The organism is Streptomyces sp. x-19 (assembly GCF_046549115.1).
Classification (GTDB): Bacteria; Actinomycetota; Actinomycetes; order Streptomycetales; family Streptomycetaceae; genus Streptomyces; species Streptomyces albulus_C.
Genome location: NZ_JAJPWK010000031.1, coordinates 42,192 through 59,873, shown reverse-complemented (window position 1 = coordinate 59,873; position 17,682 = coordinate 42,192). Strand labels below are relative to the sequence as shown.

15 protein-coding genes are annotated in these 17,682 nt (G+C 73.9%); 8 read left to right on the top strand and 7 right to left on the bottom strand.

Going from position 1 to position 17,682, the window contains the following annotated elements:
• Positions 1 to 47: 47 nt before the first annotated feature.
• The 4 genes from hutI to hutU form a co-directional block, all read right to left on the bottom strand.
• The gene (gene hutI, locus ACLJT4_RS37675) at positions 48 to 1,229 is read right to left on the bottom strand and encodes an imidazolonepropionase (RefSeq protein WP_020963685.1); all 1,182 of its coding nucleotides are present in this window, start codon (positions 1,227 to 1,229) and stop codon (positions 48 to 50) included.
• Positions 1,230 to 1,315: 86 nt separating this feature from the next.
• On the bottom strand, positions 1,316 to 2,671 hold the full coding sequence (locus tag ACLJT4_RS37670) for a formimidoylglutamate deiminase (protein WP_411129510.1): 1,356 nt from the start codon (positions 2,669 to 2,671) through the stop codon (positions 1,316 to 1,318).
• Positions 2,662 to 3,879, bottom strand: coding sequence for an allantoate amidohydrolase (locus ACLJT4_RS37665; protein WP_411129538.1), 1,218 nt, complete (start codon positions 3,877 to 3,879; stop codon positions 2,662 to 2,664). Before ACLJT4_RS37665 ends, ACLJT4_RS37670 begins: the two co-directional genes overlap by 10 nt.
• Before the next feature lie 17 nt (positions 3,880 to 3,896).
• Positions 3,897 to 5,561: a urocanate hydratase gene (gene hutU / locus ACLJT4_RS37660; protein ID WP_016574876.1), complete on the bottom strand. Its 1,665-nt coding sequence runs from the start codon at positions 5,559 to 5,561 to the stop codon at positions 3,897 to 3,899.
• A gap of 236 nt (positions 5,562 to 5,797) precedes the next feature.
• On the opposite strand from hutU, the gene ACLJT4_RS37655 reads away from it, so the two are divergent.
• The 5 genes from ACLJT4_RS37655 to ACLJT4_RS37635 all read left to right on the top strand — a co-directional run bounded on the left by ACLJT4_RS37655 (position 5,798) and on the right by ACLJT4_RS37635 (position 10,301).
• Positions 5,798 to 6,322, top strand: coding sequence for a hypothetical protein (locus ACLJT4_RS37655; protein WP_411129508.1), 525 nt, complete (start codon positions 5,798 to 5,800; stop codon positions 6,320 to 6,322).
• Positions 6,319 to 6,663, top strand: a complete 345-nt coding sequence (locus ACLJT4_RS37650; RefSeq protein ID WP_411129507.1) for a transcriptional regulator — start codon at positions 6,319 to 6,321, stop codon at positions 6,661 to 6,663. The genes ACLJT4_RS37655 and ACLJT4_RS37650 overlap by 4 nt, the downstream gene beginning before the upstream one ends.
• Positions 6,660 to 7,685: an ABC transporter ATP-binding protein gene (locus ACLJT4_RS37645; RefSeq protein WP_411129505.1), complete on the top strand. Its 1,026-nt coding sequence runs from the start codon at positions 6,660 to 6,662 to the stop codon at positions 7,683 to 7,685. The genes ACLJT4_RS37650 and ACLJT4_RS37645 overlap by 4 nt, the downstream gene beginning before the upstream one ends.
• An 11-nt stretch (positions 7,686 to 7,696) precedes the next feature.
• Positions 7,697 to 8,665, top strand: a complete 969-nt coding sequence (locus ACLJT4_RS37640; RefSeq protein WP_411129503.1) for an ABC transporter permease — start codon at positions 7,697 to 7,699, stop codon at positions 8,663 to 8,665.
• Positions 8,666 to 8,966: 301 nt separating this feature from the next.
• A complete protein-coding gene (locus ACLJT4_RS37635; RefSeq protein WP_038519840.1) occupies positions 8,967 to 10,301 on the top strand; it encodes a diaminopimelate decarboxylase in 1,335 nt (444 codons plus the stop codon).
• A 22-nt stretch (positions 10,302 to 10,323) separates the two neighbouring features.
• Here the strand turns inward: ACLJT4_RS37635 and ACLJT4_RS37630 are convergent, their stop codons facing one another.
• Both ACLJT4_RS37630 and ACLJT4_RS37625 read right to left on the bottom strand, forming a co-directional pair.
• A complete protein-coding gene (locus ACLJT4_RS37630; protein ID WP_411129501.1) occupies positions 10,324 to 11,259 on the bottom strand; it encodes a MurR/RpiR family transcriptional regulator in 936 nt (311 codons plus the stop codon).
• 219 nt (positions 11,260 to 11,478) lie between these two features.
• On the bottom strand, positions 11,479 to 12,531 hold the full coding sequence (locus ACLJT4_RS37625) for a sigma-70 family RNA polymerase sigma factor (protein WP_411129499.1): 1,053 nt from the start codon (positions 12,529 to 12,531) through the stop codon (positions 11,479 to 11,481).
• Positions 12,532 to 12,724: 193 nt separating this feature from the next.
• On the opposite strand from ACLJT4_RS37625, the gene ACLJT4_RS37620 reads away from it, so the two are divergent.
• Both ACLJT4_RS37620 and ACLJT4_RS37615 read left to right on the top strand, forming a co-directional pair.
• Positions 12,725 to 14,113 (top strand): purine-cytosine permease family protein, encoded by a 1,389-nt coding sequence (locus ACLJT4_RS37620; RefSeq protein ID WP_411129497.1) that lies wholly within the window; start codon positions 12,725 to 12,727, stop codon positions 14,111 to 14,113.
• Between the two features lie 66 nt (positions 14,114 to 14,179).
• A complete protein-coding gene (locus ACLJT4_RS37615; protein ID WP_275464375.1) occupies positions 14,180 to 14,584 on the top strand; it encodes a hypothetical protein in 405 nt (134 codons plus the stop codon).
• Between the two features lie 290 nt (positions 14,585 to 14,874).
• Here the strand turns inward: ACLJT4_RS37615 and ACLJT4_RS37610 are convergent, their stop codons facing one another.
• Positions 14,875 to 16,263 carry a cystathionine beta-synthase gene (locus ACLJT4_RS37610; protein WP_411129495.1) on the bottom strand — a complete coding sequence of 463 codons (1,389 nt, stop codon included), beginning with the start codon at positions 16,261 to 16,263 and terminating at the stop codon, positions 14,875 to 14,877.
• Between the two features lie 227 nt (positions 16,264 to 16,490).
• On the opposite strand from ACLJT4_RS37610, the gene ACLJT4_RS37605 reads away from it, so the two are divergent.
• The gene (locus ACLJT4_RS37605) at positions 16,491 to 17,519 is read left to right on the top strand and encodes an SGNH/GDSL hydrolase family protein (protein ID WP_411129493.1); all 1,029 of its coding nucleotides are present in this window, start codon (positions 16,491 to 16,493) and stop codon (positions 17,517 to 17,519) included.
• Positions 17,520 to 17,682: the final 163 nt, after the last annotated feature.

Below are 17,682 nucleotides of genomic sequence, written 5' to 3'. Positions count from 1 at the left end.
CCCGCCCCGGACGGCGTCACAGCGGCGCCAGAAGGCGTCAGAAGGCGTCAGAGGCGCACGCCGCGGTGCCAGACGTCGGTGACCAGCGGCACGCCCGGACGGTAGGCGAGGTGGACGTGGGACGGGGCGTCCAGCAGGAGCAGGTCGGCGCGGGCGCCGGGGCTGATCCGGCCGACGTCGTCGCGGCGCAGCGCCCGGGCGCCGCCCGCGGTCGCCGACCACACCGCCTCGTCCGGCGTCATCCCCATGTCGCGCACGGCCAGCGCGATGCAGAACGGCATCGAGCTGGTGAAGGACGAGCCGGGGTTGCAGTCGGTGGAGAGCGCGACGGTGGCGCCGGCGTCGAGCAGCGGACGGGCGTCGGGCCACTGGGCGCGGGTGGAGAACTCGGCGCCCGGCAGGAGCGTGGCGACGGTGTCCGACTGGGCCAGGGCGTCGATGTCGGCGTAGGTGAGGTGGGTACAGTGGTCGGCGGAGGCGGCGCCGACCTCGACGGCGAGCTGCACGCCGGGGCCGTGGCCGAGTTGGTTGGCGTGCACCCGGGGCACCAGGCCCTTGGCCTTGCCGGCGGTGAGGATGGCGCGCGCCTGGTCGCCGTCGAAGGCGCCCCGCTCGCAGAAGACGTCGACCCAACGGGCGTGCGGGGCGCAGGCGTCCAGCATCGGTCCGGTGACCAGGTCGACGTAGCCGGCCGGGTCGTCGGCGTAGTCGGGCGAGACGATGTGCGCGCCGAGGAAGGTGACCTCGTCGGTGTGGGCGGCGGCGATACGCAGCGCGCGGGCCTCGTCCTCGACGGTCAGGCCGTAACCGGACTTGGTCTCCTGGGTGGTGGTGCCCTGGCGCAGGCCCTCGGCGAGGTAGCGGGCGACGTTGGCGTGCAGGGCGTCGTCGCTGGCGGCGCGGGTGGCGGCGACGGTGGTGCGGATGCCGCCGGCGGAGTAGGGGCGGCCGGACATCCGGGCGTTGAACTCGGCCGTGCGGTCGCCGGCGAAGACCAGGTGGGAGTGGGAGTCGACGAAGCCGGGCAGGCCCGCCCGGCCGGCCGCGTCGACGGCGTTGTCAGTGGCCGGTGCTTTGCTGGAGGGACCGACCCAGGCGATGCGGTCGCCGTCGATGACGACCGCGGCGTCCTGGATCAGACCGAGGGGGCCTTCGCCGAGGGAGGGGTCGTTGGTGACGAGCTGGGCGATGTGGGTGATGGCGGTGGTCGGCGCGGAGGTCGTCGTCATCGCGGGGGTGTTCTCCTTCGTCCGCGGGTGGCGGGGCCCGGGCCGGCTGGGGGTGGCTGCCGGCGGTGGCCGGGTGGGGGTGGGGGTCAGCCGCGCACGGCGGCGATGGCGTCGGCGAGGGCGGTGGGCACGTCGGGCACGCGCGTGTGCGTCCCGTCGCGGACGATGTGCCGCCCGCCCACGACCGTGTGCCGCACGTCCGCCGCGGTGGCGGCGAATACGGCCGTCTCGGCGCCCAGTCGCGGTACCGGTCCGGCGGTGCGTACGGAGTCCAGCCGGATCGTGGTGAGGTCGGCGAGCGCCCCCGGTGTGAGGGTGCCGGCGTCGTCCCAGCCCAGGGCGGCGTGCCCGTCGGCGGTGGCGGCGCGCAGCAGGGCGGCGGCGGTCCAGTGGCCCCGGGTGCGGGTGCGCAGCCGCTCGTTCAGCTCCATGGCGCGGGCCTCTTCGAGCAGGTCGATGACGGCGTGGCTGTCGCTGCCGAGGGAGAGCGGGCTGCCCTGTTCCTGGAGCGCCACGGCCGGGCCGATGCCGTCGGCGAGGTCCCGTTCGGTGGTCGGGCACATGCACACGCCGGTGGTGCTGCCGCCGAGCAGCGCGATGTCCTCGTCGGTGAGGTGGGTGGCGTGCACGGCGGTGGTGCGCGGGCCCAGCACCCCGTGGTCGGCGAGCAGTTGGGTGGGGGTGCGGCCGTGGGCCGCCCGGCAGGCGTCGTTCTCCGCGGTCTGCTCGGAGAGGTGGACGTGCAGGGGCGCCTGCTGCCGGCGGGCCCAGTCGGCGACGGTGGCCAACTCCCCGGCGGGGACGGCCCGCACGGAGTGCACCGCGGCGCCGATCCGGGCGTGCTCGGCGCCCTTGAGCGCGTCGGCGCGCTCCGCCCAGGCGTCCGCGGTGCCGTCGGAGAAGCGCAGTTGGTGCTGGTTGGGTGGGTCGCCGAAGCCGGCGGAGAGGTAGGCGGTGTCAAGCAGGGTGATCCGGATGCCGGCGTCGGCGGCGGCCGCGAGCAGCGCCCGGCCCATCGCGTTGGGGTCGTCGTAGCGGGTGCCGCCGGGCGCGTGGTGCAGGTAGTGGAACTCACCGACGCAGGTGATGCCGGCGAGCGCCATCTCGGCGTAGGCGGCGCGGGCGAGCGCGTAGTAGCTGTCCGGGGTGAGCCGGTCGGCGACGCCGTACATCACGTCGCGCCAGGTCCAGAAGGTGCCGCTGCCGACCTGGACGGAGCCGCGCAGGGCACGGTGGAAGGCGTGGCTGTGGGCGTTGGCGAGGCCCGGGAGGGTCAGGCCGCGGAGCGCCTCGGCGCCCGGCGGGGGTGTCGGGGTGTCGGTGCGGACGGCCGTGATCCGGCCGTCCGCCGTCTCCACAGCCACGCCGGAGGCGACGTGCGAGCCGAGCCAGGCGTGTTCGAGCCAGTACGTCTTCGGTGTTGCCTCGGGCGTCAGCGGCACGCCAGCCCCTCCAGTACGTCGGCGAGTGCGGTGACCCCGGCGACGCAGTCGTCCTCGGCGGCCTTCTCGGCGGGCGAGTGTGAGACGCCGGTCGGGTTGCGGACGAACAACATGGCCGTCGGGACGGTTGCGGACAAAATACCCGCGTCGTGTCCGGCGCCGGTGCCCAGGACCGGTACCGGCCGTTCGCCCTGCTTGCCGAGGAGGGCGCCCAGTTCGTCCCGCAGGGCGTGCTGGAACTCCACGACGGGGGTGAAGGACTCGCGCACGACGTCGAGGTCGACGCCGTCGCGGGCGGCCCGTTCGGCGGCGGCCCGCTCGATGCCGGTGATCACGGTGTCCAGGGTGTCCTGGCCGGCGGCGCGGGCGTCCAGCCAGCCGCGGACCAGCGAGGGGATGGCGTTGACGCCGTTCGGTTCGACGCTGATCTTCCCGAAGGTGGCCAGGGCGCCGGCCAGTCGGGCCTGCTCGCGGGCGGCGAGCACGGTCGCGGCGTAGGAGAGCATCGGGTCGCGGCGGTCTTCCAGGCGCGTGGTGCCGGCGTGGTTGGCCTCGCCACGGAAGTCGAACCGCCAGCGGCCGTGCGGCCAGATGGCGGAGGCGATGCCGACCGGGTCCCCGGACAGGTCGAGGGCGCGGCCCTGCTCGACGTGGAGTTCGACGAACGCCCCGATGGCGGCGAGCCGCTCCGGATCGGGGCCGATCGCCTCGGGGTCGTGGCCGGCGCGCTCCATGGCCTGCGGCAGGGTGACGCCGTCGCCGTCCCGCAGCCGGTGCGCGGCCTCGGTGGTCAGGGCGCCGGCGGACAGCCGGGAGCCGACGCAGGCCAGCCCGAAGCGGGCGCCCTCCTCGTCGCCGAAGTTGACGATCGCCAGCGGCTTGGTGAACTCCGTTCCCCGCCCGCGCAGTTCGTCGAGGGCGGCGAAGGAGGAGACCACGCCCAGCGGGCCGTCGAAGGCGCCGCCGTCCGGGACGGAGTCCAGGTGCGAGCCGGTGACGACGGCCTCGCCGGGGGCCACGTCCCGGTAGGTGGTGGCGCCGAGCCAGGCCCACTGGTTGCCGTTGCGGTCGAGTTCGTAGGCGAGTCCGCGGGCCTCGGCCTGGGCCCGGAACCACGCGCGGCAGTCGGTGTCCGCGCCGGTCCAGGCGAAGCGGCGGTAGCCCCCGGAGGAGGAGTCGCGGCCGAGCGGCCGCAACTCCTCCCACATCTCGTGGAACGAGGAACTCACGCGCCCTCGCCCTCGCGCATCGGGATGCGGACGCCCCGCTCGGCGGCCACCTCGTCGGCGCGCTCGTAGCCGGCGTCGACGTGGCGGATGACGCCCATGCCCGGGTCGTTGGTGAGCACCCGGCGGATCTTCTCGCCGGCCAACGGGGTGCCGTCGGCGACCGTGACCTGTCCGGCGTGGATCGAGCGGCCCATGCCGACGCCGCCGCCGTGGTGCAGGGAGACCCAGGAGGCGCCGGAGGCGACGTTGACCATGGCGTTGAGCAGTGGCCAGTCGGCGATCGCGTCCGAGCCGTCCTTCATGGCCTCGGTCTCGCGGTACGGGGAGGCGACGGAACCGCAGTCGAGGTGGTCGCGGCCGATGGCGAGCGGGGCCTTCAGGGTGCCGTCGGCGACCATCTCGTTGAACCGCTCACCGGCCTTGTCGCGCTCGCCGTAGCCGAGCCAGCAGATCCGGGCGGGCAGGCCCTGGAAGTGGACCCGCTCCCCCGCCAGCTTGATCCAGCGGGCCAGCGACTCGTTCTCGGGGAAGAGGTCGAGGATGGCGCGGTCGGTGGCGGCGATGTCGGCCGGGTCGCCGGAGAGCGCCGCCCAGCGGAACGGGCCCTTGCCCTCGGCGAAGAGCGGCCGGATGTAGGCGGGGACGAAGCCGGGGAAGGCGAACGCCCGCTGGTACCCGGCGAGCTGGGCCTCGCCGCGGATGGAGTTGCCGTAGTCGAAGACCTCGGCGCCGGCGTCCATGAAGCCGACCATGGCCTCGACGTGCTTCGCCATCGACTCGCGGGCGCGCTGGGTGAAGTCGGCGGGCTTCTCGGCCGCGTAGGCCGCCATGTCGGCGAAGTCGATGCCGACGGGCAGGTAGGCGAGCGGGTCGTGGGCGCTGGTCTGGTCGGTGACGATGTCGATCGGGGCGCCCTCGGCGAGCATCTGCGGGAGGAGTTCCGCGGCGTTGCCGAGCAGGCCGATGGAGAGCGGCTTGCGCTGGTCGCGGGCCTCGACGGCGAGCTGAAGGGCGTGCTGGAGGTTGTCCGCCTTGACGTCCAGGTAGCGGTGCTCGATGCGGCGCTCGATGGCGCGCGGGTCGCAGTCGATGCAGAGCGCGACGCCGTCGTTCATGGTGACGGCGAGCGGCTGGGCGCCGCCCATGCCGCCGAGTCCGGCGGTGAGGGTGATAGTGCCGGCCAACGTCCCGCCGAACTTCTTCGCCGCGACCGCCGCGAAGGTCTCGTAGGTGCCCTGGAGGATGCCCTGGGTGCCGATGTAGATCCACGAACCGGCCGTCATCTGGCCGTACATGGTGAGGCCGAGGGCCTCCAGGCGGCGGAACTCCTCCCAGTTGGCCCAGTCGCCGACGAGGTTGGAGTTGGCGATCAGCACCCGCGGCGCCCACTCGTGCGTCTGCATCACGCCGACCGGCCTGCCGGACTGGACGAGCATCGTCTCGTCCTGCTTGAGCGTGGTCAGGGTGCGCACCATGGCATCGAAGGAGCGCCAGTCACGGGCGGCCTTGCCGGTGCCGCCGTAGACGACGAGCTGGTCCGGATGTTCGGCCACCTCCGGGTCGAGGTTGTTCTGCAGCATGCGCAGCGCGGCTTCCTGCTGCCATCCCCGTGCGCTCAGCTCCGTACCGCGCGGTGCCCGCACGGGTCGCGGTCCCGACATGGGCCGTGCCTCCCTGACTCTGAATGGATTGACCTATTCACAGTCTGGAGCCACTGAATACCGCTAGTCAACAGGGCGCGACGACAGCTTTCCCCAACCCGCCCGTTCGACTTGCCCGACGGGAAAGTCAAGTGTTAGCTTTCCTAGTGGGAAAGTTGGACGGGGGTGCCCTCGGCGACCCCGGCACCGGCCGTGCGACACGGCCCGTCCGACACGTCTACGGGGAGGCGAAGGACATGACGACACCGGTGGATGCCGAGCAGGCCTGGAAGGATCTCCAGCGCATCCGGGTCCCGCAGGAGCGGGTGTACGACGAGGTGGAGCGCTGCGCACACGGCGACCAGCGGTCGACGTACGTGACCGCCGCGCTGATGTGGCTCTTCCTCGCCGGCTACGGGCTCAAGCTCCCGCCCTGGGGCTCCTTCTTGATGCTCGCCCTCTACATCGGCGCACTGGTCGCCCTGGGGATCGTCTACAGCCGCCGGACCCGCGTGCGGCTGCACCGCTCGCGGTACACCTGGCGCACCTTCGCCACCTTCCTCGCGGGCGGGGTCGTCAGCGGCGGCACGATCGTCCTCACCGACTTCCTGACCGAGTGGCTGGCCCTGCCCTACGGCAACCTCATCCAGGCCACCGTCTCCGCCGGCGCCTTCCTGCTCTTCGTCGGCCCCGCCAACCGCTGGGCGATCAGTCCGCTGCGGAGCCGCGCGCTCGGCGACCGCTCCCCGACAACCGTCCATGAGGAGGAGACAGACCGTTGAGCACCCCCTCGGGCTTCGACGAACTGATCCACCCGTCCACCCGGCTGTCCGTGGTGGCCCTGCTGGCCGCCACGGAATGGGCCGACTTCCCGTTCATCCGCGACAGCCTCTCGCTCAGCGACTCCGCGCTCTCCAAACAACTGCACACGCTGGAGGAAGCGGGATACCTGGAGATCCAGAAGGAGGGCGGCGGACGCAAGCGCTGCACCAAGGTGCGCCTGACGGCCCGGGGCCGCACCGCCTTCGAGGGACACGTCGCCGCGCTCCGCGCCATCGTCGAGGGCGCGGGCCCCGCGCCGGTCCGACCGGCGCCCCACGAGCACGCGGAGGCAGGCCGATGACCACGACCGCACGCCCGGAGGCCACCACGATGACCACCACACCCGCAGCCGTCACCGCACCCGCCGCGACGGCCGGCGCCACACCGGTCGTCGAGGCCCGCGACCTGCGGATGAGTTACGGCAGCACCCCCGTGCTCCGGGGCGTCGACCTGGAGATCCGGCGCGGCGAGATCTTCGCCCTGCTCGGGCCCAACGGCGCCGGGAAGACCACCACGGTCGAAATCCTGGAGGGGTTCCGGCAGCGGTCCGCCGGCGAGGTGCGCGTCCTCGGGACCGACCCGGCCCGCGCCGACGACGCCTGGCGCGGCCGGATCGGGCTGGTCCTGCGATCCTGGCGCGACCACCGCCGCTGGCAGGTCGCCGAGCTGCTGACGCACTTCGCGACGTACTACCCGGATCCGCGCGACCCCGCCGAGCTGCTCGACCTGGTCGGGCTCACCCACCAGGCGCGGCAGCGCGTCGACCGGCTCTCCGGCGGGCAGCGCCGCCGTGTCGACGTCGCGCTCGGCATCATCGGCCGGCCCGAGTTGCTCTTCCTGGACGAGCCCACCACCGGCTTCGACCCCGAGGCGCGCCGCGACTTCCACGACCTGATCGAGCGCCTGGCCCGCACCGAGGGCGTCACGATCCTGCTGACCACCCACGACCTGGCCGAGGCCGAGCGGTTGGCCGACCGCATAGCCATGCTGGTCGACGGCCGGATCCGGGCCTGCGGCACGCCGGCGGAGCTGGCCCGGCGGGCCGCCGCCCAGGCCGAGGTCCGCTGGACGGCGCCCGACGGCCGGCCGCGCCACGAGCGCACCTCGGACCCGTCCGGCCTGGTGTGGGAGCTGCACCGGGAGACAGCCGGTCCGATCGCGGACCTGGAGGTGCGCCGCCCGACACTGGAGGACACCTACCTGCACATGGTGCACCGGCAGGGCACGGACACCGACGGCACCGACAGCACCGACAGCACCGACGACGACGCACACCGCACCGGTTTGGCGGCCGGCGGCGACACGGGGGAGGCAGCGGCATGAGGGGGACGGACATGACGGCGACGACGGACACCGGCCCGGCGGCGCCGGACCGCGACCGCGGTGCGGCGAGGGGCGACGATGCGGCGAGCGGTGACGGGGCGGCCGGGCGCGGCGGGGCCCGGCCCGGGTGGCTGCGCCCCCTGCGGGCGGGCCTGCGGCGCGGCGGCATCGAGCTGCGCCACCTCCTGCGCGACCGCAAGGAGATGAGCGGCTATCTGACCAACGTCGTGGTGGCCCTGCTGCTCGCCACCTTCATCAGCGACGACGTGCCCGGGACCCGGATCCCTATGGCGCAGTTGACCCTCTCCGGGTTCGCCGCGTACCTGCTGTTCCAAATCGGCGTGATCAACCTCCCGCAGATGCTGGTGACCGAGCGCGAAGAGGGCACCCTGCTGCGACTGCGGGCCACCCCCGGCGGCATACCGGCCTACCTCGTCGCCAAGTCGCTGCTGATCGTGGGCGTGGCCGTGGCCACCTTGGTGGTCCTGCTGGGCGCCGCCGCGGCGCTGGTCGACGGGCCGCTGCCGCACGGCCCGGGCGGTTGGCTGACGCTGCTCTGGGTCACCGGCCTCGGCCTGCTCGCCGTCGTCCCGCTGGGCGCCGCGATCGGCGCGGTGCTGCCCAATCCGCGGGAGGCACTGGCGTTGATCATGCTGCCCGCGATGGCGCTGCTGGTCACGTCGGGCGCGATGTTCCCGATCACCACGCTGCCGACCGTGGTGCAGAACATCGCCTCGGTCTTCCCGTTGCGGTGGATGGCGCAGGGCCTGCGCGCGTCCCTGCTGCCGGATGCCGCCCGCGCCGCCGAGCCCGCCGGCTCCTGGCAACTGCCCACCGTCGCCATGGTCCTGGCCGCCTGGGCCGTCCTGGGCTTCCTGCTGGCGGTTCCGTTGCTGCGCCGGGCCGCCCGCCGCGAGTCCGGGTCCCGACTGACCGCCCGTCAGACCAAGGCTCAACTCGGCGGCGCCCCCGCGGCGTGAGCCCGGGCCCGCCGTCCCGCGCCCCCGCCGCACCTCCGGGCCCCGCCGCGGGGGCGGGGTGCGGGGCGGGGTGCGGGCCGTTGCGGACCCGGCGGCCGACGTCGAGGGCCGGTGCGCGCGGCGCGCGAACGGCGGGCGGCGGGCGGCGGGCGGCGGGCGGCGGGCGGCGGCGCACTGCGTAACGTCACGCCCGGCAGCCCACGGACGGCACACAAGATCACTACAACATGGCCACCGGAAGGGCTCCGACCTCCCCCTCCGGCCGTGGCGCGGGGCACCCGTCGGATGATGAAGTTGAGTCATGACCTTCACGGACCGAGACCGTGCCGTTCAGGCAGCCATCACCCAGGGTCTGATCGGCCCCGGTCAGCCCGTGGCCGGGCTGCTCGACGTCGCGGGCATCCGCCGCTCGGCGGCCGAACTCCGTTCCGCCTTCGCGGAGTTCACCGCCCCCGGCACCCAGGTGCTCCACGCCTTCGCGGTGAAGGCCGCCTCGCTGGTGCCCGTGCTGCGGCTGCTGGCCCAGGAGGGGATCGGCTGCGAGGTGGCCAGCCCCGGCGAGCTGGCGCTGGCCCGGGCGGCCGGCGTCCCCGCCCGGCACACCGTCCTGGACTCCCCCGCCAAGACCCTCCCCGAACTCCGTGAGGCGCTGGCCCTCGGCATCGCGGTCAACGTCGACAACCACGAGGAACTCTCCCGCATCGACCGGATGATGGCCTCGGCCCCCTCCGCCGCGCCGATAGGGCTCCGGGTCAACCCACAGATCGGCGGCGGCGCCATCGGCGCGATGAGCACCGCCACCGACACCTCCAAGTTCGGCATCCCGCTGCGCGACCCGGGCGCCCGCGAATGGGTCGTCCGGGCCTGCCTGGACCGCCCGTGGCTGACCCGGCTGCACGCCCACGTCGGTTCCCAGGGCATGCCGCTGGAACGGATGGCGGAGGGCGTCCGGGCGCTCTACGACCTCGCCGAGGAGATCAACGAACAGGCCGGCTCCCCCCGGATCACCACCCTCGACATCGGCGGTGGCCTGCCCGTCAACTTCTCCTCGGACGCCGTCACCCCGACCTACCGGGAGTACGCCGCGCTGCTCCGCTCGGCCGTCCCCGGCCTGTTCTCCGGGCGCTACGGCCTGGTCACCGAATTCGGGCGGTCGCTGCTGGCCAAGCACGGCATGGTCCTGGCCCGGGTGGAGTACGCCAAGTGGGCCGGCGGCCGGTCGATCGCGCTGACCCACGCCGGGGCGCAGGTCGCCACCCGCACCGTCTTCGCGCCCGCGTCCTGGCCGATCCGGGTGGCGGCGTACGACGCCGCGGGGCGCCCGAAGACCGGGGCGCCGGTGCCGCAGGACATCGCCGGACCGTGCTGCTTCGCCGGCGACCTGGTCGCCGAGAACCGGCCGCTGCCCCGTCTGGAGGCCGGCGACCACGTCGCCCTCCTGGACACCGGCGCGTACTACTTCTCCACCCACTTCGCCTACAACTCGCTGCCTCGCCCCGGCGTCTACGGCTACGCGCCGGCCCCCGACGGCACCCACGCCTTCGCGACCGTCCGCACCCCGCAGACGCTGGAGGAACTCACCGCGGAGAGCGGCGCCGAGCACGCGGACGGCCTGCGGAAGCTGGCGCTGGGCTGAGCGACGGCCGGGCCGCGGCCGTTCACTCCACGAACAGCTGGCGCTCCGCCGCCTTGGCGTCGAACTCCTCCAGCCGGGCCTGCGCGTCCGGGAGGTCGTCGCACATCGCCTCCAGCAGGACGCGCCCCAGGAGCATCGGGGCGCAGGCGGTGTCGAAGGCCAGGCCGGTGCCGACCGGCGCCGGCAGGAGCAGGTCGGTGTGGTGGGCGACGGGGGCGAAGGCGCTGTCGGCGACGGTGACGACGGCGAGTCCGGCGGTGCGGGCGTAGGCCAGCGCCTCGATGACCTCGCGGGGGTGCCGGGGCAGGGCGAAGCAGAGCAGGGCGGTGGCGCCGGCGTGCACCGCGGCGTCGATGCGGTCGGTGAGCAGGGTGCCGCCCTCGTCCAGCAGCCGGACGTCGGGGTGCACCTTGCGCGCGAAGTAGACGAACCCGGCGGCCTGGGCGGTGGCGGCGCGCAGTCCGAGGACCGGGAGCGGCCGGGAGGCCGCGAGGAGGCGGCCGGCCTCGGTCACCGGGCCGGGGTCGGCGAGTGCGTCGGCGAGGTGGCGGAGGTTGTCGATCTCCGCCTGGACGGCCTGCTGGTACTCGTTGTCCACCCCGGAGACGCCGGGCTGCTCGGCCGGGGCGACGTCCCGCAGGTGGCGGCGGAGCGCCGGGTAGCCGTCGAAGCCGAGCGCGACGGCGAAGCGGGTGACGGACGGCTGGCTGACGCCGGCCAACTCGGCCAGTTCGACGCTGGAGAGGAACGGCGCGTCGGCGGCCCGCCGCACCATGCAGTGGGCGATCCGCCGCTGGGTGGGCGTCAGCCGGTGCCCTTCGAAGAGCCGCTGGAGGCGGGCGCCGGTGCCGGTGGCACCGCCCGCTGCCGTATTCCCCGCTGCCGTGTTCCCCGCCGCGCGCGTCCCCCGCGGCTGCGTCCCGTTGGTGCTGACGCCGTTCTCCCCGTCCCCGCTCATCGCCTCTTCTTCCCGGCCCGGTCCGGGGCCTTGACGTCGGTGCACCGACTGTACGGAATTCCTCGGGCCCGCCGGTCCCGGGTCCGGCGCGGAGCGGCGCGTGGCGGCGGACTCCGGCCATCCTGGCGGCGCCCGACCGCCCGTCCGCGCCGGGCCGCAGCCCCGTCGCCGCCGGCCGCCACCGGCTCCCCGGACCCGCCCTCGCGCGCCCCGCGGGGGCTACCCGGGGTACCGCAACGGCAGTCCGAACAGCGGGAAGAGCCGCTCGGTGTCGAGGAAGGAGTTGAGCGCGGTGATCCGGCCGTCGGCGAGCTCGACGACCTGGAGGGCCCAGGGGGTGCCGTCCGCGCGGTACTGCGCGAAGGCCGGCGTCCCGTTCGCGGACAGCGGCACCAGGTGGGAGCCCCGGCAGCCGCAGCCCGGTCCCAGCATCCACCCGACGACGTCCGCGCGGCCGCGCAGCCACAGCGCGTAAGGGGGCATCGACAGGGTGCAGTCCTCGTGCAGTACGGCGGTCAGGGCCGCCATGTCGAAGCGTTCGAAGGCGTCGACGTAGCGCTTGAGGAGGTCTTGTTGGGCGGCGTCCAGCGGCCTGGCCGGGGGCCCGGCCGGGTCGTCGCCGGTGGCGGCCAGGGTCGCCCGGGCGCGCTGGAGGGCGCTGTTGACGGAGGCGACCGAACTGTCCAGGAGCTCCGCGACCTCGCTCGCCGACCAGCTGAGCACCTCGCGCAGGATGAGCACCGCCCGTTGCCGGGGGGCCAGTCGCTGGAGTGCGGAGACGAACGCCAGCCGGACGGATTCGCGGGCGAGGGCGGTGTCCGCCGGGTCGCCGGCCCGGGCCAGCACCCGCTCGTCGGGGACCGGCCCGATCCAGGTGGTCTCCGGCAGGCCGGTGCCGACCGGGGTGTCGAGGCTCGCCGGTGAGGTGAGGTCCATCGGGCGGGCGCGGCGGCTGCTGCTCTTGAGCAGGTCCAGGCAGACGTTGGTGGCGATGCGGTAGAGCCAGGAGCGCAGCGAGGCCCGTCCCTCGAAGCGGTGGTGGCCGCGCCAGGCCCGGACCATGGTCTCCTGGACGGCGTCCTCGGCCTCGAAGGCGGAGCCGAGCATCCGGTAGCAGTAGCCGGTCAGTTCGGTGCGGTGCGCCTCCAGCCGGTCGGCCAGGTCGCCCGGTTCCGGCGGGCGTCGGCCGGTGTCCGGCGCGGTCCCGTCCGGGTCGGACGCCCGGCCCCCGCCGGTCGTGGCGTGCTCCGCGTTGTTGGTGGGCTGCTCCATGAGATCCGCCGTTTCCCCGTCCGCCGGCGTCCGGCCTTTCGTGCCCAGACCGTACCGGAGCGGCGGGCACCAGTCTGCTCGGTGCGTCGGGACCCCGCGAGCGGGCGAATCGCCGCCGACCTATTGACCTCCCATTCATCGACCCTGATCCTGCATGGATCCATACATGCAGCGCGGCGAAGAGGCGGCACCCATGGCAGGCGTGATCGAACGGCGCTCGATCGACGTCGTCCCGGACGACGAACGGCACGGCAGCGCGGTCAGCCAGTTCACCCTCTGGCTCGGCGCCAACCTCCAGGTCACCGCCGTCGTCACGGGTGCCCTGGCGGTGGTCTTCGGCGCCAACGCGTTCTGGGCGCTGATCGGCCTACTGCTGGGCAACCTCGCGGGCGGCGCGGTGATGGCGCTGCACTCCGCGCAGGGGCCGCGGCTCGGCCTACCGCAGATGATCACCTCCCGGGCGCAGTTCGGGGTGCGTGGGGCGGTGGTTCCGCTGGCGCTGGTCATCGTGATGTACGTCGGCTTCTTCGCCAGCGGCAGCGTGCTCGCCGGGCAGGCGGTGGGCGAGCTGACGCACCTCGGCCAGACGACCGGGATCGTGCTCTTCGCCGCCGTCACCGCGCTCGCCGCGGCCGTCGGCTACCGCCTGATCCACCTCCTCGGCAAGGTCGCCGGCCTGGTCTGCGCGCTGGCCTTCGTCTATCTGGGCGTCCGCCTGCTGGAGCGCGCCGACCTCGGCGCCCTGTTGCACGACCGCGGCTTCGCGCTGCCGGTCCTCCTGCTCGCGGTCTCGCTCTCGGCCTCCTGGCAGCTGGCGTTCGGCCCGTACGTGGCGGACTACTCGCGCTACCTGCCGCGGGACACCTCGCCCCGGGCGACCTTCTGGTGGACGCTGGGCGGTTCCGTGCTGGGCGCGCAGTGGTCGATGACGTTCGGGGCGCTGGCGGCCGCCGCGGCTCCGGGCGCGTTCGTGGGCCACGAGGTCGGCTACCTCGTCGGGCTGGGCGGCACGGGCCTGATCGCCTCGCTCCTCTACTTCGTCATCGCCCTCGGCAAGCTCACCATCAACATCCTCAACACCTACGGCGGCTTCATGTCGCTGGTCACCAGCGTCAGCGGCTTCCGCGGGCAACGGACCCTCTCGGCGCGCGGCCGGTCCGCGTACCTCGCCGGGATCATGGTGGCCGGCACCGCCGTGGCCCTGGTGGGCAAGGACTCCTTCCTCACCTCCTTCAAGGACTTCCTGCTCTTCCTGCTGACGTTCTTCACGCCCTGGTCGGCGATCAACCTCGTCGACTACTACCTGATCTCCAAGGAGCGCTACGACGTCCCGGCGCTCAGCGACCCGGCCGGCCGGTACGGCGCCTGGAACGTCCGCGCACTGACCGTCTACGTCGTCGGCGTGCTCGCCCAACTCCCCTTCCTCGCCACGGCGTTCTACACCGGCCCGCTGGTCGCCCCGCTCGGCGGCGCGGACGTCTCCTGGCTGGTCGGCCTGGCGGTGCCGGCCGTCCTCTACTGGTTCGCCGCCCGCCACGACACCGCGCGGCTGGTCGGCTCGCGGCCCGGGGAAGGGCAGTAGGCTCCGCTCGGATCGGGGGGCTAGCCCTACCGCGCCGCCCCACCGCCCGGCCGTAGCCTCGGGAACATGGCGAGACACGACCCCGAGTTGAAGAAGGACCTCGACGCGACCCTCCAGACCCGCAAGGAGCTGGGGCCGGAGTACGAGTCCGAACTGGTGGAGTCCTTCCTGACGAAGCTCGACGAGGACGTCGACCGGCGAGTGCGCCGGCACCTGGCCGAGCAGCAGATGCAGGTGGCCCGCGGGGCGCAGCCGCCGCGGGCGCCGGCGGCCGGCACCGAGTTCTGGCAGCGCTTCGCGGTCGCCGTGGTCTCCCTGGTGCTGGCCATCCCGCTGTCCGCGATCGCGGTGGCCAACGCCGGGCTGGTGGGCCTGACGGTGTGCTGGGCCGGCATCGTCGGCGTCAACGCCGTGTACGGCCTGGCGCAGCGCTCACCGGCCGCACGGCGGACGGAAGCCGACCGCGGCTGACGGCCGGGAGCGGGGGTTAATGCGGGGACCGCCGCCCCCGGCCGGAGCCGGGGGCGGGACGACGGCGGTCCCCGCCCGAGACGCGAACCGGGTCAGGGCCGGTCGTCGCATCCTGGCGATCGTGGAGGTCCGGGAGCCGCTCCGGAGGTCCGCATCGCCTGCACAACAATGTGCCGGAGAAGTGTTAAGCGCGTGCTGCGTGCACGTGACGCATACGTACACCTTGCGGCGACGGGCCTTTTCCTGACGGACACTTGACGCCGCGCCGGGCACGGCGCGGCGTCGAGCCGCTACTTGGCGACGCTGCGGGCCAGGAACGCCAGCAGGTCCTGCCGGCTCACCACGCCCTTGGGCTTGCCCTCGACAAGGACGATCGCCGCGTCGGCGTTCTCCAGCACCGCCATCAGGTCGGCGACCGGCTCGCCCGAGCCGACCTGCGGCAGCGGCGGGCACATGTGCTTCTCCAGCGGGTCGGACAGCGAGGCGCGCTGCGTGAACAGCGCGTCCAGCAGTTCCCGTTCGACGACCGAGCCGACGACCTCGGCGGCCATCACGTCGGGGTGCCCGGCGCCCGGCTTGACGATCGGCATCTGCGAGACGCCGTACTCGCGGAGCACCTCGATGGCCTCGCCGACGGTCTCCTCCGGGTGCATGTGCACCAGGGACGGCAGCTCGCCCTCCTTGTGCTGGAGGACCTCGCCGACCCGGGCGGCGGTGCCGCTCTCCTCCAGGAAGCCGTAGTCGGCCATCCACTCGTCGTTGAAGATCTTGGAGAGGTAGCCGCGGCCGCTGTCCGGGAGCAGGACGACCACCACGTCGTCCGGGCCGAGGCGCTCGGCGACCTGCAGACCGGCCACCACGGCCATCCCGCAGGAGCCGCCGACCAGCAGGCCCTCCTCCTTGGCCAGCCGCCGGGTCATCTGGAAGGCGTCCTTGTCCGAGACCGCCACGATCTCGTCGGCGACCGTGCGGTCGTAGGCGGTCGGCCAGAAGTCCTCGCCGACGCCCTCGATCAGGTACGGCCGGCCGGAACCGCCGCTGTAGACGGAGCCCTCCGGGTCCGCGCCGACGACCTGGACGCGGCCCTCACTGGCGTCCTTGAGGTACCGACCGGTGCCGCTGATCGTGCCGCCGGTGCCGACGCCGGCCACGAAGTGGGTGATCCGCCCGTCGGTCTGCTCCCACAGCTCGGGACCGGTGGTCTCGTAGTGCGAGCGCGGGTTGTTGGGGTTGCTGTACTGGTCGGGCTTCCAGGCGCCCGGCGTCTCGCGCACCAGGCGGTCGGAGACGTTGTAGTACGAGTCGGGGTGCTCGGGGTCCACCGCCGTGGGGCAGACCACCACCTCGGCGCCGTAGGCCCGCAACACGTTGATCTTGTCCGTCGACACCTTGTCGGGGCAGACGAAGATGCACTTGTAGCCCTTCTGCTGGGCCACGATCGCCAGGCCCACCCCGGTGTTGCCGGAGGTCGGCTCGACGATGGTGCCGCCCGGCTGCAACTCGCCCGACTCCTCGGCGGCCTCGATCATCCGCACCGCGATGCGGTCCTTGACCGACCCTCCGGGGTTGAAGTACTCGACCTTCACCAGGACGGTTGCCTGGATCCCTTGAGTGACGTTGTTGAGTCGCACGAGCGGGGTGTTGCCGACGAGCTCAATCATCGAATCGTAAAACTGCACGGTGGTCTCCGCGGTCGGGGGCACGCTCTCCTGCGCCCGTGCAGCCAGCCTATTGCCCAGGTGGACCATGGGCCCGCGGGTTCGATCACTGGGCTCCATCGGAAGCTCCGGTGCGTTGCGGCACCGCCCGGAACGGGCATTTACCCGGTGAAGGGGTTCTCGGTTCCACGAGCGCGTCCGGCCGGCTGGCCGCGGCGCGCCCGCGCTGCACGGGGAGGTGCCGGTCGATGGTGACGACAGTGATGACGGGGTCCAGGGCGAGGGTGGCACGGCGGATCGCGACCGCGGCCGCGTTCGGCGGCGGCGGGATCGGGCTGCTGGGCGTGGCCGGCGTCGGGCTGCTGCTGACCGAGGTCCGACTGGCCCGCCGCACGGTGGGCGGCTCCAGCGACGTCCCGCCGTGCGCCGACGGCCGCTACGGCGCCGCCTTCGACCACCGCACCGACCGGCCGCCGCTGCGGCTGGGCTTCCTCGGCGACTCCACCGCGGCGGGCCAGGGCGTCCACCGCGCCTCCCAGACGCCCGGGGCGCTGCTCGCCTCCGGCCTGGCCGCGCTCGCCGAACTCCCGGTCGACCTGCGCAACGTGGCGCTGCCCGGCGCCCGCTCCGACGACCTGCCCCGCCAGGTGGAGCTGCTGCTCGCGGACGGCACGGAGACCCCCGACCTCTGCGTCATCATGATCGGCGCCAACGACGTCACCCGCCGACTGCCGCCCGCGGAGTCGGTGCGGCACCTGTCCGAGGCGGTGCGGGCGCTGCGCACCGCGGGCTGCGAGGTGATCGTCGGCACCTGCCCCGACCTGGGCACCATCGAGCCGGTCTACCAGCCGCTGCGGTGGGTGGCCCGCCGGCTCTCCCGGCAGTTGGCCGCCGCCCAGACCATCGGCGCCGTCGAGAACGGCGGCCGGACGGTCTCGCTCGGCGCGCTGCTCGGCCCGGAGTTCGAGGCCCGTCCGCGGGAGCTGTTCGGCCCGGACAACTACCACCCCTCGGCCGAGGGGTACGCCACCGCGGCGATGGCCGTCTTCCCCACGGTGTGCGCGGCGCTCGGGCTGTGGCCGGAGGAGGAGCGGCCCGAACCGGCCCGGCGCGAGGGCCTCCTGCCCGTCGAGCAGGCCGCGGCCCGGGCCGCTTCCGAGGGCGGCACGGAGGTCACCGCCTCGCGCGCACCCTGGGCCCTGCTCAAGCACCGTCGGCGCCGTCAGCTGCCGACCGCGGAGGAGAGCCCGACGGAGCGGCCGTCGGTCACGGGCTAGCCGCGCGGCGCCCGGGGCACGCGGCGCCCGGGGCACGCGGCGCCCGTCGGTGCGGCCCGTCCCGGCCCGCCGCGTGCGTGCGCGGCGGGCCGGGACGGGAATAGCCGCTCCGCCCCCGCCGTTCCCCATAAGCGCTCGCTTAGAAAAGAGGTCCGCATCACAG

Bases quoted from the DNA above. Each gene is read 5' to 3' on its own strand.
- ACLJT4_RS37655 (WP_411129508.1), top strand. From the start codon at position 5,798: ATGACGACACCGGTGGATGCCGAGCAGGCCTGGAAGGATCTCCAGCGC.
- ACLJT4_RS37630 (WP_411129501.1), bottom strand. From the start codon at position 11,259: ATGAGCGGGGACGGGGAGAACGGCGTCAGCACCAACGGGACGCAGCCG.
- ACLJT4_RS37615 (WP_275464375.1), top strand. From the start codon at position 14,180: ATGGCGAGACACGACCCCGAGTTGAAGAAGGACCTCGACGCGACCCTC.
- ACLJT4_RS37625 (WP_411129499.1), bottom strand. From the start codon at position 12,531: ATGGAGCAGCCCACCAACAACGCGGAGCACGCCACGACCGGCGGGGGC.
- ACLJT4_RS37665 (WP_411129538.1), bottom strand. From the start codon at position 3,879: ATGTGGGAGGAGTTGCGGCCGCTCGGCCGCGACTCCTCCTCCGGGGGC.
- hutU (WP_016574876.1), bottom strand. From the start codon at position 5,561: ATGTCGGGACCGCGACCCGTGCGGGCACCGCGCGGTACGGAGCTGAGC.
- ACLJT4_RS37640 (WP_411129503.1), top strand. From the start codon at position 7,697: ATGACGGCGACGACGGACACCGGCCCGGCGGCGCCGGACCGCGACCGC.
- ACLJT4_RS37605 (WP_411129493.1), top strand. From the start codon at position 16,491: ATGGTGACGACAGTGATGACGGGGTCCAGGGCGAGGGTGGCACGGCGG.
- hutI (WP_020963685.1), bottom strand. From the start codon at position 1,229: ATGACGACGACCTCCGCGCCGACCACCGCCATCACCCACATCGCCCAG.
- ACLJT4_RS37645 (WP_411129505.1), top strand. From the start codon at position 6,660: ATGACCACGACCGCACGCCCGGAGGCCACCACGATGACCACCACACCC.
- ACLJT4_RS37620 (WP_411129497.1), top strand. From the start codon at position 12,725: ATGGCAGGCGTGATCGAACGGCGCTCGATCGACGTCGTCCCGGACGAC.
- ACLJT4_RS37635 (WP_038519840.1), top strand. From the start codon at position 8,967: ATGACCTTCACGGACCGAGACCGTGCCGTTCAGGCAGCCATCACCCAG.